This window comes from Salinicola sp. JS01, from assembly GCF_030284585.1.
Taxonomy (GTDB): Bacteria; Pseudomonadota; Gammaproteobacteria; order Pseudomonadales; family Halomonadaceae; genus Salinicola.
Window position 1 is genome coordinate 2,229,640 of the sequence record NZ_CP127244.1, and the last position, 12,802, is coordinate 2,242,441.

The 12,802-nt window shown below is 64.4% G+C and carries 18 protein-coding genes and 1 other RNA gene; 18 read left to right on the forward strand and 1 reads right to left on the reverse strand.

Annotated features, from left to right (window positions below; translation table 11 throughout):
* Nucleotides 1–35: 35 nt before the first annotated feature.
* Together betB and betA are read left to right on the forward strand one after the other, a co-directional pair.
* Complete coding sequence (gene betB / locus QO259_RS10215; protein WP_285949883.1) at nucleotides 36–1,505, forward strand: betaine-aldehyde dehydrogenase; 1,470 nt, start codon at nucleotides 36–38, stop codon at nucleotides 1,503–1,505.
* Between the two features lie 196 nt (nucleotides 1,506–1,701).
* Nucleotides 1,702–3,390, forward strand: coding sequence for a choline dehydrogenase (betA, locus tag QO259_RS10220; RefSeq protein ID WP_285949884.1), 1,689 nt, complete (start codon nucleotides 1,702–1,704; stop codon nucleotides 3,388–3,390).
* Between the two features lie 273 nt (nucleotides 3,391–3,663).
* Here the strand turns inward: betA and QO259_RS10225 are convergent, their stop codons facing one another.
* Nucleotides 3,664–4,236, reverse strand: coding sequence for a helix-turn-helix domain-containing protein (locus QO259_RS10225; protein ID WP_285949885.1), 573 nt, complete (start codon nucleotides 4,234–4,236; stop codon nucleotides 3,664–3,666).
* Between the two features lie 147 nt (nucleotides 4,237–4,383).
* On the opposite strand from QO259_RS10225, the gene QO259_RS10230 reads away from it, so the two are divergent.
* The 16 genes from QO259_RS10230 (at nucleotide 4,384) to QO259_RS10305 (ending at nucleotide 12,798) form a co-directional block, all read left to right on the forward strand.
* Complete coding sequence (locus tag QO259_RS10230; protein WP_285949886.1) at nucleotides 4,384–4,683, forward strand: helix-turn-helix domain-containing protein; 300 nt, start codon at nucleotides 4,384–4,386, stop codon at nucleotides 4,681–4,683.
* A gap of 104 nt (nucleotides 4,684–4,787) precedes the next feature.
* Nucleotides 4,788–5,270, forward strand: a complete 483-nt coding sequence (locus tag QO259_RS10235) for a helix-turn-helix transcriptional regulator (RefSeq protein WP_285949887.1) — start codon at nucleotides 4,788–4,790, stop codon at nucleotides 5,268–5,270.
* On the forward strand, nucleotides 5,267–7,246 hold the full coding sequence (locus QO259_RS10240) for a transposase domain-containing protein (RefSeq protein WP_285949888.1): 1,980 nt from the start codon (nucleotides 5,267–5,269) through the stop codon (nucleotides 7,244–7,246). Before QO259_RS10235 ends, QO259_RS10240 begins: the two co-directional genes overlap by 4 nt.
* A gap of 77 nt (nucleotides 7,247–7,323) precedes the next feature.
* Nucleotides 7,324–8,283, forward strand: coding sequence for an AAA family ATPase (locus tag QO259_RS10245; protein ID WP_285949889.1), 960 nt, complete (start codon nucleotides 7,324–7,326; stop codon nucleotides 8,281–8,283).
* The gene (locus QO259_RS10250) at nucleotides 8,280–8,603 is read left to right on the forward strand and encodes a hypothetical protein (RefSeq protein WP_285949890.1); all 324 of its coding nucleotides are present in this window, start codon (nucleotides 8,280–8,282) and stop codon (nucleotides 8,601–8,603) included. The genes QO259_RS10245 and QO259_RS10250 overlap by 4 nt, the downstream gene beginning before the upstream one ends.
* Nucleotides 8,600–9,109, forward strand: coding sequence for a hypothetical protein (locus QO259_RS10255; protein ID WP_285949891.1), 510 nt, complete (start codon nucleotides 8,600–8,602; stop codon nucleotides 9,107–9,109). Before QO259_RS10250 ends, QO259_RS10255 begins: the two co-directional genes overlap by 4 nt.
* Complete coding sequence (locus QO259_RS10260; protein ID WP_285949892.1) at nucleotides 9,106–9,717, forward strand: LexA family protein; 612 nt, start codon at nucleotides 9,106–9,108, stop codon at nucleotides 9,715–9,717. The genes QO259_RS10255 and QO259_RS10260 overlap by 4 nt, the downstream gene beginning before the upstream one ends.
* Complete coding sequence (locus tag QO259_RS10265; protein ID WP_285949893.1) at nucleotides 9,714–9,950, forward strand: hypothetical protein; 237 nt, start codon at nucleotides 9,714–9,716, stop codon at nucleotides 9,948–9,950. Before QO259_RS10260 ends, QO259_RS10265 begins: the two co-directional genes overlap by 4 nt.
* A complete protein-coding gene (locus QO259_RS10270) occupies nucleotides 9,943–10,476 on the forward strand; it encodes a host-nuclease inhibitor Gam family protein (protein ID WP_285949894.1) in 534 nt (177 codons plus the stop codon). The genes QO259_RS10265 and QO259_RS10270 overlap by 8 nt, the downstream gene beginning before the upstream one ends.
* A complete protein-coding gene (locus QO259_RS10275) occupies nucleotides 10,473–10,700 on the forward strand; it encodes a hypothetical protein (protein ID WP_285949895.1) in 228 nt (75 codons plus the stop codon). The genes QO259_RS10270 and QO259_RS10275 overlap by 4 nt, the downstream gene beginning before the upstream one ends.
* Before the next feature lies 1 nt (nucleotide 10,701).
* Nucleotides 10,702–11,022, forward strand: coding sequence for a host nuclease inhibitor protein (locus QO259_RS10280; protein ID WP_285949896.1), 321 nt, complete (start codon nucleotides 10,702–10,704; stop codon nucleotides 11,020–11,022).
* Nucleotides 11,019–11,279, forward strand: a complete 261-nt coding sequence (locus QO259_RS10285) for a hypothetical protein (protein ID WP_285949897.1) — start codon at nucleotides 11,019–11,021, stop codon at nucleotides 11,277–11,279. The genes QO259_RS10280 and QO259_RS10285 overlap by 4 nt, the downstream gene beginning before the upstream one ends.
* An RNA gene (locus tag QO259_RS10290) (hammerhead ribozyme type II) lies at nucleotides 11,278–11,348 on the forward strand. Before QO259_RS10285 ends, QO259_RS10290 begins: the two co-directional genes overlap by 2 nt.
* 9 nt (nucleotides 11,349–11,357) lie before the next feature.
* Nucleotides 11,358–11,825, forward strand: coding sequence for a hypothetical protein (locus QO259_RS10295; protein WP_285949898.1), 468 nt, complete (start codon nucleotides 11,358–11,360; stop codon nucleotides 11,823–11,825).
* A complete protein-coding gene (locus QO259_RS10300; RefSeq protein ID WP_285949899.1) occupies nucleotides 11,822–12,265 on the forward strand; it encodes a hypothetical protein in 444 nt (147 codons plus the stop codon). Before QO259_RS10295 ends, QO259_RS10300 begins: the two co-directional genes overlap by 4 nt.
* Entirely contained in the window at nucleotides 12,262–12,798 is a 537-nt protein-coding gene (locus tag QO259_RS10305; protein WP_285949900.1) for a regulatory protein GemA, read from the forward strand. Before QO259_RS10300 ends, QO259_RS10305 begins: the two co-directional genes overlap by 4 nt.
* Nucleotides 12,799–12,802 lie beyond the last annotated feature (4 nt).

A 12,802-nucleotide genomic window follows, 5' to 3' on the forward strand; every position in this document is an offset into this window, starting at 1 on the left:
TCGCATCAGACACTCGACTTCGAAGGGAGACCACCATGGCACGACTCGAGACGCAGACACTCTACATCGATGGGCGTCGTACGCCGGCCAGCGGCGAGACCACCTTCGACGCCATCAACCCGGCCACCGGCGAAGTGATCGCCAGCATCCAGCAGGCCAGCGCCGCGGACCTCGACAAGGCCGTCGCCAGCGCCACCCGAGCCCAGCGCGAATGGGCCGCCATGACCGGCATGGAGCGCTCGCGCATCCTGCTCAAGGCGGTGGCCCTGCTGCGCGAACGCAACGACGAGCTGGCCGAGCTGGAGACGCTCAACACCGGCAAACCGATCAGCGAGACCGCCAGCGTCGACGTGGTCACCGGTGCCGATGCGCTGGAATATTTCGCCGGCCTGGCCCCTGCCATCGAGGGCAGCCAGATTCCGCTGCGCGAAGACTCCTTCGTCTACACCCGGCGCGAGCCGCTGGGCGTGATCGGCGCCATCGGCGCCTGGAACTACCCGATCCAGATCGCCTGCTGGAAAGCCGCGCCGGCGCTGGCCGCGGGTAACGCGGTGGTGTTCAAGCCGAGCGAGGTGACACCGCTGACCGCGATGAAGCTGGCCGAGATCTTCACCGAAGCCGGCCTCCCCGATGGTTTGTTCAACGTGGTGCACGGCGATGGCAGCGTCGGCGCGATGCTGACCAAGCACACCGGCATCGCCAAGATCAGCTTCACCGGCGAGGTCGGCACCGGCAAGAAGGTGATGTCGGCCGCCGCCGGCTCGACGCTCAAGGACGTCACCATGGAGCTGGGCGGCAAGTCGCCGCTGATCGTGTTCGAGGATGCCGATCTCGACCGCGCCGCCGACGGCGCGATGATGGCCAACTTCTACTCCAGCGGCCAGGTCTGCACCAATGGCACCCGGGTGTTCGTGCAGCGCTCGGTCAAGGAAGCCTTCGAAGCCAAGATCGTCGAGCGCGTCGAGCGCATCAAGGCCGGCGACCCGCTCGACCCGCAGACCAACTTCGGCCCGCTGGTGAGCTTCGAGCACCTGGAGAAGGTGGTCGGCTATCTCGATATCGCCAAGCAGGATGGCGCCCGGCTGCTGATCGGCGGTTCGCGCCTGACCGAAGGCGACTTCGCCCAGGGCGCCTGGGTGGCGCCCACGGTCTACACCGACTGCAGTGACGAGATGCGTATCGTGCGCGAGGAGATCTTCGGCCCGATGATGTCGATTCTGGCCTTCGATTACGAGGAAGAGGTGATCCGCCGCGCCAACGACACCGAGTACGGCCTGGCCGCCGGCCTGTTCACCGAGGGGCTCAACCGCGCCCACCGGGTGATCCATCGCCTCGAAGCGGGTATCTGCTGGGTCAACACCTGGGGCGACTCGCCGGCGGAGATGCCGGTGGGCGGCTACAAGCAGTCCGGTATCGGCCGCGAGAACGGCGTCGAGACATTGGCGCACTATACTCAAACGAAGTCGGTGCAGATCGAGATGGGGCCCTTCGCCTCCGTGTTCTAGGTACGACGTTCTAGTTAAGACGTGCCTGGCACGACGTTTTGGACGACCCGAGACGATGCGCTGGACACCACGAGACGACGTCTAGGCAACGATCCAGACGCTGAGAGGCTGGCGGGCCGCCACGGCCCGCTGCCCTCTCCCCCGCCCGCCCCCGCGGCTTCTCTCTCACCCCTTTGCTGACTCAAGGAGCGTGTGTATGCAACAGGCTCGCGAATACGACTACATCATCATCGGCGCCGGTTCCGCCGGCAACGTGCTGGCCACCCGCTTGACCGAGGACCCCGAGGTCAAGGTGCTGCTGCTCGAGGCCGGCGGTCCCGACTACCGCTTCGATTTCCGCACCCAGATGCCGGCGGCGCTGGCCTTCCCGCTGCAGGGCAAGCGCTACAACTGGGCGTTCGAGACCGACCCCGAACCGCACATGGATAACCGCCGCATGGAGTGCGGCCGCGGCAAAGGCCTGGGCGGCTCCTCGCTGATCAACGGCATGTGCTATATCCGCGGCAACGCGCTGGATCTGGACAACTGGGCCAAGCGGCCCGGGCTCGAAGACTGGCGCTATCTCGACTGCCTGCCCTACTACAAGAAGTCGGAGACCCGCGACATCGGTCCCAACGACTTCCACGGCGGCGATGGTCCGCTCTCGGTGACCACGCCCAAGGCGGGTAACAATCCGCTCTACCAGGCCTTCATCGATGCGGGCGTGGAAGCGGGCTTCCCGCGCACCGATGACCTCAACGGCGCGCAGCAGGAGGGCTTCGGTCCGATGGATCGGACGACCACCCCCAACGGGCGGCGTTCGTCCACCGCGCGGGGCTATCTCGATATCGCCAAGCAGCGCGATAACCTGACCATCGTCACCCACGCCACCACCGACCGCATCCTGTTCGAGGACAAGCGCGCGGTCGGGGTCAACTACCTGCACAAGAATCAGCCGCAGCAGGCGCTGGCGCGCCGCGAAGTGCTGCTGTGCGGCGGCGCGATCGCCTCACCGCAGATCCTGCAGCGCTCCGGTGTGGGCAACCCGGCGCTGCTCGAGAAGCACGGTATCGAGGTGGTCCACGACCTCAAGGGCGTGGGCGAGAATCTGCAGGATCACCTGGAGATGTACATCCAGTACGAGTGCAAGAAGCCGATCTCGCTCTATCCGGCGCTCAAGTGGTACAACCAGCCGAAAATCGGTGCCGAGTGGATGTTCCTGGGCCAGGGCGTGGGCGCCAGCAACCAGTTCGAGGCCGGGGCCTTCATCCGCACCGACGATCGCGAGGAGTGGCCCAATCTGCAGTATCACTTCCTGCCGATCGCGATCAGCTACAACGGCAAGAGCGCGGTCGAGGCCCACGGCTTCCAGGCGCATGTCGGCTCGATGCGTTCGGAGAGCCGCGGCCGCGTGCAGCTCACCGACCGCGATCCACGGAGCGCGCCCAGCATCCTGTTCAACTACATGTCCACCGAGCGCGACTGGGAAGAGTTCCGCGCCGCGATCCGGGTGACCCGCGAGATCATCAACCAGCCGGCGATGGACGAGTTCCGCGGCCGCGAGATCGCCCCCGGCCCGAGCGTGCAGAGCGATGCCGAGCTCGACGCCTTCGTGCGTGAACACGCCGAGACCGCCTACCACCCCTGCGGCACCTGCCGCATGGGTACCGGCGAAGACGCCGTGGTCGACGGCGAGGGCCGCGTGCACGGCCTGCAGGGGCTGCGGGTGATCGATGCCTCGATCATGCCGATCATCATCACCGGCAACCTCAACGCCACCACCATCATGATCGCCGAGAAGCTGGCCGACCGCGTGCGCGGCAAGACGCCGCTGCCGCCGGCCGAGGTCGACTACTACGTCGCCAACGGCGCTCCGGCACGCAAGACGCCGGCACGCGCGTCCTGACCCTCTTTTTCTCGCGTTTCCGAGTCTTCAGCCCGGCCACGATTGAGGGGGGACACTGAGTATGGGACATAACGGGGAATGGGATTTGGTGGCAGGAAGCGTGGACATAATGGGACGGAATCGCAGAGCGGCGCGGGTTGCACGGCTACAGCACAAACTGGATTGAAAGCGCCAGGGTGGCGAACCGGAATGAGACAGCTGCAGCAACACCCTGGGATGCGCCAAATGAAGCGGGACTTTGCTCTATAAAGCCACCCCGTGTTCACGAACCGTTTAATCCCTCGCCTGGCTGTCGTAGTACTCACGAGATTTTTCCCCCATACGATCGAACATGCGACGCAGGTGCTTTAGGTTGGCCTCCCGAGTGACCGGCAGTAGCGCAAGGTCGTAAGCCATCGCTATGGTTTCTGCCTTCTCATGGGGTCGCAGCTTAAAGCCGTAGTGCTGCAGCGACTCCTCCAGCTCCGTGATGACCCTCTCCAGCAGTGCCAGATCCAGCCCACTCACCGGCGGCTCGGGTGGCGACTCCGGCATGTTCTCACGCACCCTAAGCGCTTCCCCCTCCTGGCGTGGCGGATAGCTCACCGCCTCCTGTCGCCCCTCTCCTGTTGCAAGCCACTGCACATTCACGCCTGCGGCCTGCGCAATAGAGAGCAGGTGAGGCCTTGTCGGCTCACCTCCTGAGAAGTATCTCCTGATACCGCTCTGTGAAATTCCTGCCTCTCTGGCTAGCGCTGAAACGCTACCCACCTTAGCGGAGCAGATCTCCATACGCTCTATGAAGTTGCTTTCAACTTCCGCGCGGGAAGATGCAAGCTCGCTTTCATCTTTTCCGTTCTCTTTCATCTTGGCCTAAATCCTTGATTCGTCGAGGCTTTCAGCTCTATAGCGCTTCAAATGGGCCAGATTCAACTTTAAAGAGCTTGATGCGGGATCTCTATAGCGCTACATTTGGCCATGTACTAACCCTATAGAGCTAAAAAGAGTTCAGTCATGGCCGAACGAAACAGCGCCAAAAAAACCAGCCTAAGCAACTGGCACCGCGCCGACATCGTAGCTGCGCTTCGAAAAGCCGGCTGGTCCCTGCGCAAGCTGGCCAAGCACCACGGCTATTCCTCGCCCACCACGTTAAGCGTTGCCATGGAGCGACCTTGGCCCAAGGGAGAACGGCTAATCGCAGAGGCCATCGGCATTGAGCCGAGTGAAATCTGGCCTGTTCGTTATGCGCAGAAGAATACCACCCAGGGCAGGCATCAGCACCGTGGTGCTCAGGTCGAGTCAAGCGTGGCATGAGCGGCTCTCCTTCTTAGGCATCAGCAGCCTACCCGGCTAGCACCTGAGAGCGGTACCCGCAGGACCGAACCGATTTTGTATAGCGTTTCATAGAGAGCACTCCAATGGCGCGAAAACGCTGGAAACCGACCCAGCCACACAACATGCAGCACGCGATCAGGCTGTGCCTGGACTATGCGCTACACAAGCACAACCGCAGCGTGCCGCGGGTAGCGGAGCTGATCGGTACGAGCGAGTGGACGATCTACGGCTGGATGAAGGATGGCTCCATGCCGAGCAAGCGAATCCGCCCGTTCGAGTTCGCCTGTGATGCCACGTTCGTCACTCAGTACATCGCCACCAGTGCCCAGAAACTGGTTATCGATATCCCCTCTGGTGCACGGGTAGGACAGGCCGGATTGCTCGATCTTCAGAACAGCTTGAATGACGCAGTTTCACAGCTCACGCGGTTTTACCGCGATGAGGCGGAAGCAGCGGATGTGATGCAGGGCGTTACTGGGGCGATGCAGCAGCTGGCCGGGCACCGCGAGAACGTCAGGAAGCACGAGATCCCAGAGCTTGAGCTATTCAGTGGAGAAGAGGCATGAGTTTACAGGTCCGGCAGTGGTTCTTGCTGAGAGAGCTGGCCGGTTTGCCCGGTATGCCATCAACACCTCAGGGAGTCAGCTATTCCGCTAAGCGACACGGATGGGAAAGCAGGAAGCGCTCTGGCCGCGGCGGTGGTCGTGAATACGCATTCAGCTCCCTGCCTGTCGAAACCCAGGCCGCGCTATTGAAAGCTGCAGAGCCAACACCGCAGCCCAAGCGGCAGCCGATGAAAGCGCCCGCTGGCGTCGTGGACCGCGAGAGCCTGTGGGACGTCTACGAGCGCGCTCCGCAAAGCATGAAGGACGAAGCTAAGCGGAAGCTGCAAGTCGTCCAGGCCATCGAGACGCTGGTCGATAGCGGCGTGGGTCGATCGAAAGCCGCCACCGAGACCGCCAAGGCGTGGGGTGAGGGACGTTCTACGGTCTATCGCTGGCTCAAGGAGATCAAGGGCGTCGACCGTAGTGACTGGCTCGCCGCGCTATTGCCTGCCTACGCAGGCCGCACCGCTACCGCTGAGTGTTCCCCCGAAGCTTGGGAGTACTTCAAGGGCGAATATCTGCGCGCCGAAGAGACCTCCATTGCCGCTTGTTACCAGTGGACGGCAGAGGCCGCACGCCACAATGGCTGGGCTTGGCCGAGCCAGCGCACGATCACCCGTTGGGTCGACCAGATCCCCAAGACCACACGTGTGCTGACCCGCCAAGGCGAGGAGGCACTGACCCGCCTCTACCCGGCACAGCAGCGCACCGTGCGGGATCTTCATGCCATGTACTGGCTCAACGGCGACGGCTACAAGCACAACGTCTTCGTCCAGTTCCCCGATGGGACCATCGACCGCCCGAAGACCTGGTTCTGGCAGGACATCTATAGCCGCCGCATCGTCGGTTTCCGCACCGATCGCACCGAGCACACGGACATGATCCGCCTCGCCCTGGGCGATGTGCTGGAGCGCTTCGGCATTCCCGAGCACGTGACTATCGACAACACCCGCGCCGCCGCCAACAAGTGGATGACCGGTGGGGTCAAGACTCGCTACCGCTTCAAGGTCCGCGAGGAAGATCCCATCGGTCTGATGCCACAGCTCGGCATTCAGATTCACTGGACCAGTGTCTTCAACGGCAAGGGGCACGGTCAGGCGAAGCCGGTCGAGCGCGCCTTCGGTGTGGGTGGCCTGGGTGAATACGCCGACAAGCGCCGGGAGTTCGCCGGCGCCTACACCGGCCCCAACCCGACGGCCAAACCTGAGAACTATGGCAGCACAGCGATTCCCTTCGAGCAGTTCTGCAGCGTGTTAGCCGACGCGATTCGTCTCTGGAATCAGACCGAGGGTCGTCGTACCGAGATCTGCGATGGTCGGCTCTCCTACGCCCAGGCGTTCGATGCCAGCTATCAGCGCAACGCTGAACGCATCCGCCGGCCGACCACCGCGCAGCGCCGCATGTGGATGCTCGCCGCCGAGGCCGTGACCGTGCAACGAGATAGCTCGATCGGTCTCAACGTCGGGCGCGGTGCCGATGGCCGCAACCGCTACGGCAGTGATGCGCTGATCCCCTATATCGGCCGGCGCGTCGTCGTGCGCTTCGACCCGGATTCGCTACACCAATCCGTCCATGCCTATCAGGCCGACGGCCGCTACATCGGCGAGATCGAGTGCATTCACGCGGTCGGCTTCGGTGATAGCAGCGCCGCCCGCGAGTGGCGGCGCAACCGCACTCAGCGCGTCAAATCGGCCAAGCAGCAGGTCGAGGCAGAACGCCGCATGAGCGAGATCGAGGCCGCCCAGTACTCGCCCGCCCTGACCCCGGAAGACAACGCACCCGTACAGACAGACGTGACGCGAGCCAGCTTCGGCGAACGCCGGAAAGTCGTCGGCAGTGATGTGAATGCGGAAGAAGAGGAGTCGCCGGCGGAGCGTTACAGCTGGGACTCGGTGATTGAGACCCAGTTCGAAGCCTGGCGGAAACGGCAGGTTTGAAACGACCCCGGCAGGCAGGCCGGGGCCGGTACCACTGATGGGCAGAGCCCATCCCAACTAGCACCTGGAGTATAGCAATGAGCGAGACCAACGTGGCACCCATTCGATCCCAACATGATGACGCGCTGATCGCTGAAGTGCGTGATGCCATGAAGAGCGAAAGCCTCTCTCAGAGCGCCCTGTCGCAGCTCACCGGCGTCGGTAAAGCCCGTTTGAGCCAGTGGCTAAACGGCAATTACAAGGGGTCTGTCAGCGGCGTCGAAACCGCGATCCGCCGCTGGCTGGACAGCCGCCGCGCCAACGATGAGCTGGAAGCGCAGATGCCCGCCGGCCCGGATTGGGTCGAAACGCCCAGTGCCCGCGCCATCATCGCCGCGCTCAGTTTTGCCCAGATGGCCGAGTCGGTCTCCGTCGTCTACGGCGGCGCCGGGGTCGGCAAGACCTCCACCATCGGCCGCTACCAGCAGCAGTCGCCCAACGTCTGGGTGGTGACCGCCACGCCGGCGTGTGCGGCGACCGGCCCGATCCTCTCGCGGATCGCTCAGCGGGTCGGCATCCGCGCCTCTGGCGCAGCCCACCTGACCGAAAGCGCGATCATCGACCGCATCCGGGATACCCGCGGCCTGCTGATCATCGACGAAGCCCAGCACCTCACCGCCCGCGCACTGGATCAAGTACGCCAGCTCGCCGAGGGCGCCGGCATCGGTCTGGCGCTCTCCGGCAACGAGATCGTCTACAGCCAGCTCACCGGCGGTAACCGCTCGATCGGCTTCGCCCAGTTGTTCTCGCGCATCGCCAAGCGCGTGCGCCTCTCTCGTCCCAAGGACGGCGACATCAACGCCGTGATGGATGCCTGGCAGATCGACGACAAGGAGTCGCGCCAGCTCTGTCTGGGTATCGGACGTCGACCCGGCGCACTGCGCGGGCTCTGCCAGACCCTGCGTCTGGCCAGCATGTTCGCCGCCGCCGGTGGCGCCAGCCGCCCCTCGGCGCAGCACATCCGCGACGCCTGGCAGGACCTGGGAGGTGAGTCGTGAGCGCACAAGCGCTGCTCGTGCCCGGCCCCAGCCATCCAGACATGTTCGATGGAGAGACCCCAGTCATGGCGACCCTGGACGACTTGAACGTCTATCGAATCGAGGTCGCCCCGGCCGGCTGCGAAGCCGCTGGTGGCGTGCTCGAGCTGGCCGCAATCAACGCCTTTCAGGCGCAGCAGATCGGCATGGACGACTTCGCCCATGCCACCCAGGAGCCGATTGCCAACCTCACCGTGCTGAGCATCGTCGTGCTCGACCGCCCGGTGACCGCCACAGAGAAGCGGGCCTATGCGGCCCGCCATCAGGGAGGTGTGTCATGACTCGTATCGCTGACGAGCAGCTCGAGTACTACGCCGATCGATTCGTGCTGCTGGGCATCGCCCGTGCCGGCATCCAGCTCGATCGCTATCTGGCCAACCCGGCGCGCTGTGAGCTGATGGCGCGCTTCACCTACCTGCGTCTGGATCGCCTGGGCGTGAGCTTTACGCAGTTCTGCGCGGCCCCGGACCTATTCGAAGAGCGTGCAGCGGTCGAGTGCGAGCCGCCGCTGGCGAGCCAGCAAGCCGCGATCCTGCGCCTCTGGCAGCAACAGGACACCGGCGTGATGCCATGCCAGCACGCACACCCGGAGAAAGGGCCCAGTCTCGCCCCGGATGACCTGCTCGACATCGACGAGCTGCTCGCCGGGTTCCGCGATGACATCGCCGCCGAAGAGCGGGCGGTCGCGGGCCTACCCCGCCAGAACAACGGTGCCGTGGTCGAGCGCATGCGCCATCGCCGGCACCCGACCAGCAACCCCAGCTTCACCCCCAGGAGCAACGCATGAGCACCGCTATCGATATGGCCTCTGCCCTGGACGACGAGATCCAGCAGATACTCGAGCGCGCCACCGACACGCTCTCCCCGGCAGAGATCCTGGCACAGAGCCAGCTTGCCGATGGCCGGCATACCGTGGCCAGCGCGCTTCACAGGCTCTCCGCCCGCGGGGCCGTCGAGCACGACTCGACCGGTGGCCACCGCCGCTACTGGCTCGCCTCGCGCGGGCATGTCACCGCGCCGAAAACGGTCCGGGGGCGTATTCAGGCGTATCTCTCACGGGCGGGCGTGCCGCGCTCCATGCGCGAGATCGCCGGTGCGCTGCAGATCGAGCGCCGCACGGCCAGCCGAGCGCTCAACGCGCTGGCGACCCAAGGCGTGCTGGAGAGCGTACCGCTGACTCAGCGCGGAAGAGTCGCTTGGCGGTTGGCCGCTGCCCCTGCCGAGACCGCCGGCACTGCCGTCAACGACCCGCTGTTCGCCCTGGCCAGCGACGGCACGTTGACCCTCTGCACCCACGAGACCGAGCTGGCGCTGGACGCGACCGAGACCGCCGCGCTGCTCGACTATCTCGCGCCGTTCGTCACCAACCGCGAAAGCCAAAGGAGCCCCGCATGAGCCAGATGGTTCTACGACTCGCTGACCTCCAGGAGGTGAGCGCCACCCCAGTCGGCACGCTGCTTTGCGAGATGGGCGGCCTGGGAGCTAACCAGATCGCAATCACAGTCTGCGACGACGAGTTCAACACCCTGGGCGGCCTGGTGTGCCTGCATGGCCCCACCGCCGGGCGCTATATGGCCGCGATCGAGGCCGTCACCCAAGAGATCGAGAAGGAGAACGACCGTGACTGATACCCCTATGGAAATCGTCAGCAAGCGCGCCGAGGACTACGCCGCCGAGCGCGACAACCTGAGCCGAACGCTCGAGACGATGAACCAGCAGATCGAAGCGATCAAGCGCGCCGCGCTGCCCGAGATACGCGAGTTTGTGCGTCGGGCCAGCGAAGCCCACGACCGCCTGCGCGCGGCCATCGAAACCCACCCCGAGCTGTGGGAAGGCAAGCGCCGCACGGTAGTGATCTCCGGCGTGCGCGTTGGCATGGCCAAGGGCAAGGGCAAGCTCACGTGGGACGACGCCGCCCAGGTCGTGAAGCTGATCCGCCGCCACTTCCCCGAGCAAGCCGAGGCGATGATCCGGGTCAAGGAAGAGCCGATCAGCAAGGCGCTCAACGAGCTGACCACCACCGAGCTGAAGCGGCTCGGCGTCAGCGTCCAGGACACCGATGACCAGGTCGTGATCAAGGTCACCGACAGCGAAGTCGACAAGCTCGTCGCCAAGCTGCTCGAGGACGCCGAGCGCATCGAGGAGGCCGCATGACATCGCTCACCATCCGCGTTCGCGATGCCATGGGGGGATATGCGGCCACACTCCACGGCAAGCGTGCCACCTGTGCATGGAGTCACGAAGAAGCCGCGCGCCGAGTGGCTCGCAAGGTCTATGGCGAAGCTGTCGACGTCAAACCTGACTATCTGCGGCACAGCGACGTCGCAGCCGGCGTCCGCTACCGCTACCACGTCACACACCAACCGGAGATGAACTGATATGCGCACTCGCTACCGCGCCTATTGCTATGCCAGCGGCCACATCGGTCTGGGGGTGGGGACACCCTCAGGCGCCATCGAGATCGCGTCCGGTCCGCCGAAGATTTTGCGAACCGAGGTGGAGGTTGTCGCTCGGCTTGCTTACGACAACACCACTCTGCTGGTGCCTGGTGTTCCAGAAGCTCAATCAATGGAAGAGAAGATCGAAGCCTTGGTCAGGTTCGTCGAGTGGGCCGGGTCCAGAGTGATGGCGCACAACGTTTGGCGGGCGGGCACGGACGTCCGGGCCGATTGTGAGGCGCTCGTGGAGATCAAAGCATGACCGAACACACCATCGTGGTGCGCTACCCGGACGACGCAGACCCGACATACCCCGCTGGAATGAAGTTTCAGGATGGCCGCGTCGTGGCGATCGACTTCGACGGCAACCGGCTGGCGCTTTGCCAGGAACTTGAGGAGGCAACGCAGGAGCTACTGGACGCTCTCCACTCAGACCCGAGCCCCCCTTTGCTTTGCGAGGACGAAATCGAAAAAGCCCGCGAGGTGCTTAGCAAGCTCCAAACCTCGCCATACCCCTAAGCGAAACGTCCTGGCGTGAGCCGGGGCGTCTGTCGGGCGTGGTGGCCCGGCACTGATGAGCAGCCAAACGGAGGTCAGATGGCAACGACACAACCAACCGCCGAGCAGTGGAAGGCTATCGAAGCGGACGTCATGCGCCTGTTTCACCCGGTCTATCTCGACTGCGACGGCTATCTCGTGCGCCTGATGCTGGAGCGGGTCGGAAAGCTGCGTCTCGGCATCGTGGTTCATGTCGACAGCCGGCTGGACCCGGCTTGGCTGGGGCTTGGCGAAGACGGGCCGACGGAGATCGGCGAACGCTTTTTCCAAGAGCGAACCATGAGCGTCTATCGCGGCAAGCAAAAACGCCTGGCCAAGCGCGTCATGGGGAAGAAGGAATCGGAGAAAAAGATCAGCCATCGACATCCGTGGTGGGAATCGACCACATCCATGCGTCGGCATCTGGTCGCCAACAACGACGCGATCCGACTGCTCGAAGACGAAGAAGTCACCCAGCGTCACGAAGCACTCAAGGCGCAGCGTGCCGCGAAGCAGGTAGCGTCATGAGCGATCGCAAACCTTACGCACCAACCAATGCCGAGTGGTCCGGCCTGGTCGATGGCCTGTGCATGCACTGCGCCCGGTTCGGCGGCTGCGACGTGATCGACGGCATGATCGAAATGAAGGACGGCGGCGAGTGGCCGTCAGGTGGCTGGGTGACCGACCCCGGCGCAGCGGTCACTTGCCTGAGCTATCAGCCCAAGCCGGGTCAGACGCTCTCGCGTCAGCGTCTGCGGCGAGCGATGCGCCAGGCGGTGCCGATGTGCGAAGGCTGCGCGGCGCGCAAGGGGTCCGATGCGTCCCGATCACTCCATACCCAGCGGGACTTCGCCGAGTCCGTACGCGCTCGCGCCCAGTTCAACTGCCACGCCGAAGGCAACGAGGGGAAGCCTTGCGGCGGTTGGTGTCAGGCCGTCAGACGTCAACTGATTGGGAGGTCATCATGATCCATCGCGGCAAGTTGGCGCAGATCCACGTCGCCAAGGCACAGCTCGGGCTGGGCGATGACGAATATCGCGCTTTGCTCGGCCGCGTTGCAGGGGTCTCCAGCGCCAAGGAGCTGACCGATCGCAACGTCGGCGCGGTGATCAATGAGCTGCGTCGCCTCGGGTTCAAGCCCAGGGCGCCGAAGCGTGCGGGCCGCGTCCCCAATACCTTCAACAAGCACGAGCAGATGACCAAGATCGAGGCGCAGCTCGCCGATCTGGGCGCGCCCTGGGAGTACGCCCAGGCTATCGCCAAGCAGCAGTTCGGCATCGAGCGCATCGACTGGCTGCGCACCGAAGCGCAGTTCCGCGCGGTCATCGCGGCACTCGACGTCGAGCAGGAGAAACGCGCGCTGCTGGCCGCGATCGACACCGAGTTGGCCGCCCGGCACCAGACCCGCGACCAGTTGGCCAGCCAGCTATCACTGCCCGCGCGGTGGCAGCGTGACCGCCGCCTGATGCGCACGCTGCTCGAGCGTTTCGAGACCGAATAAACCG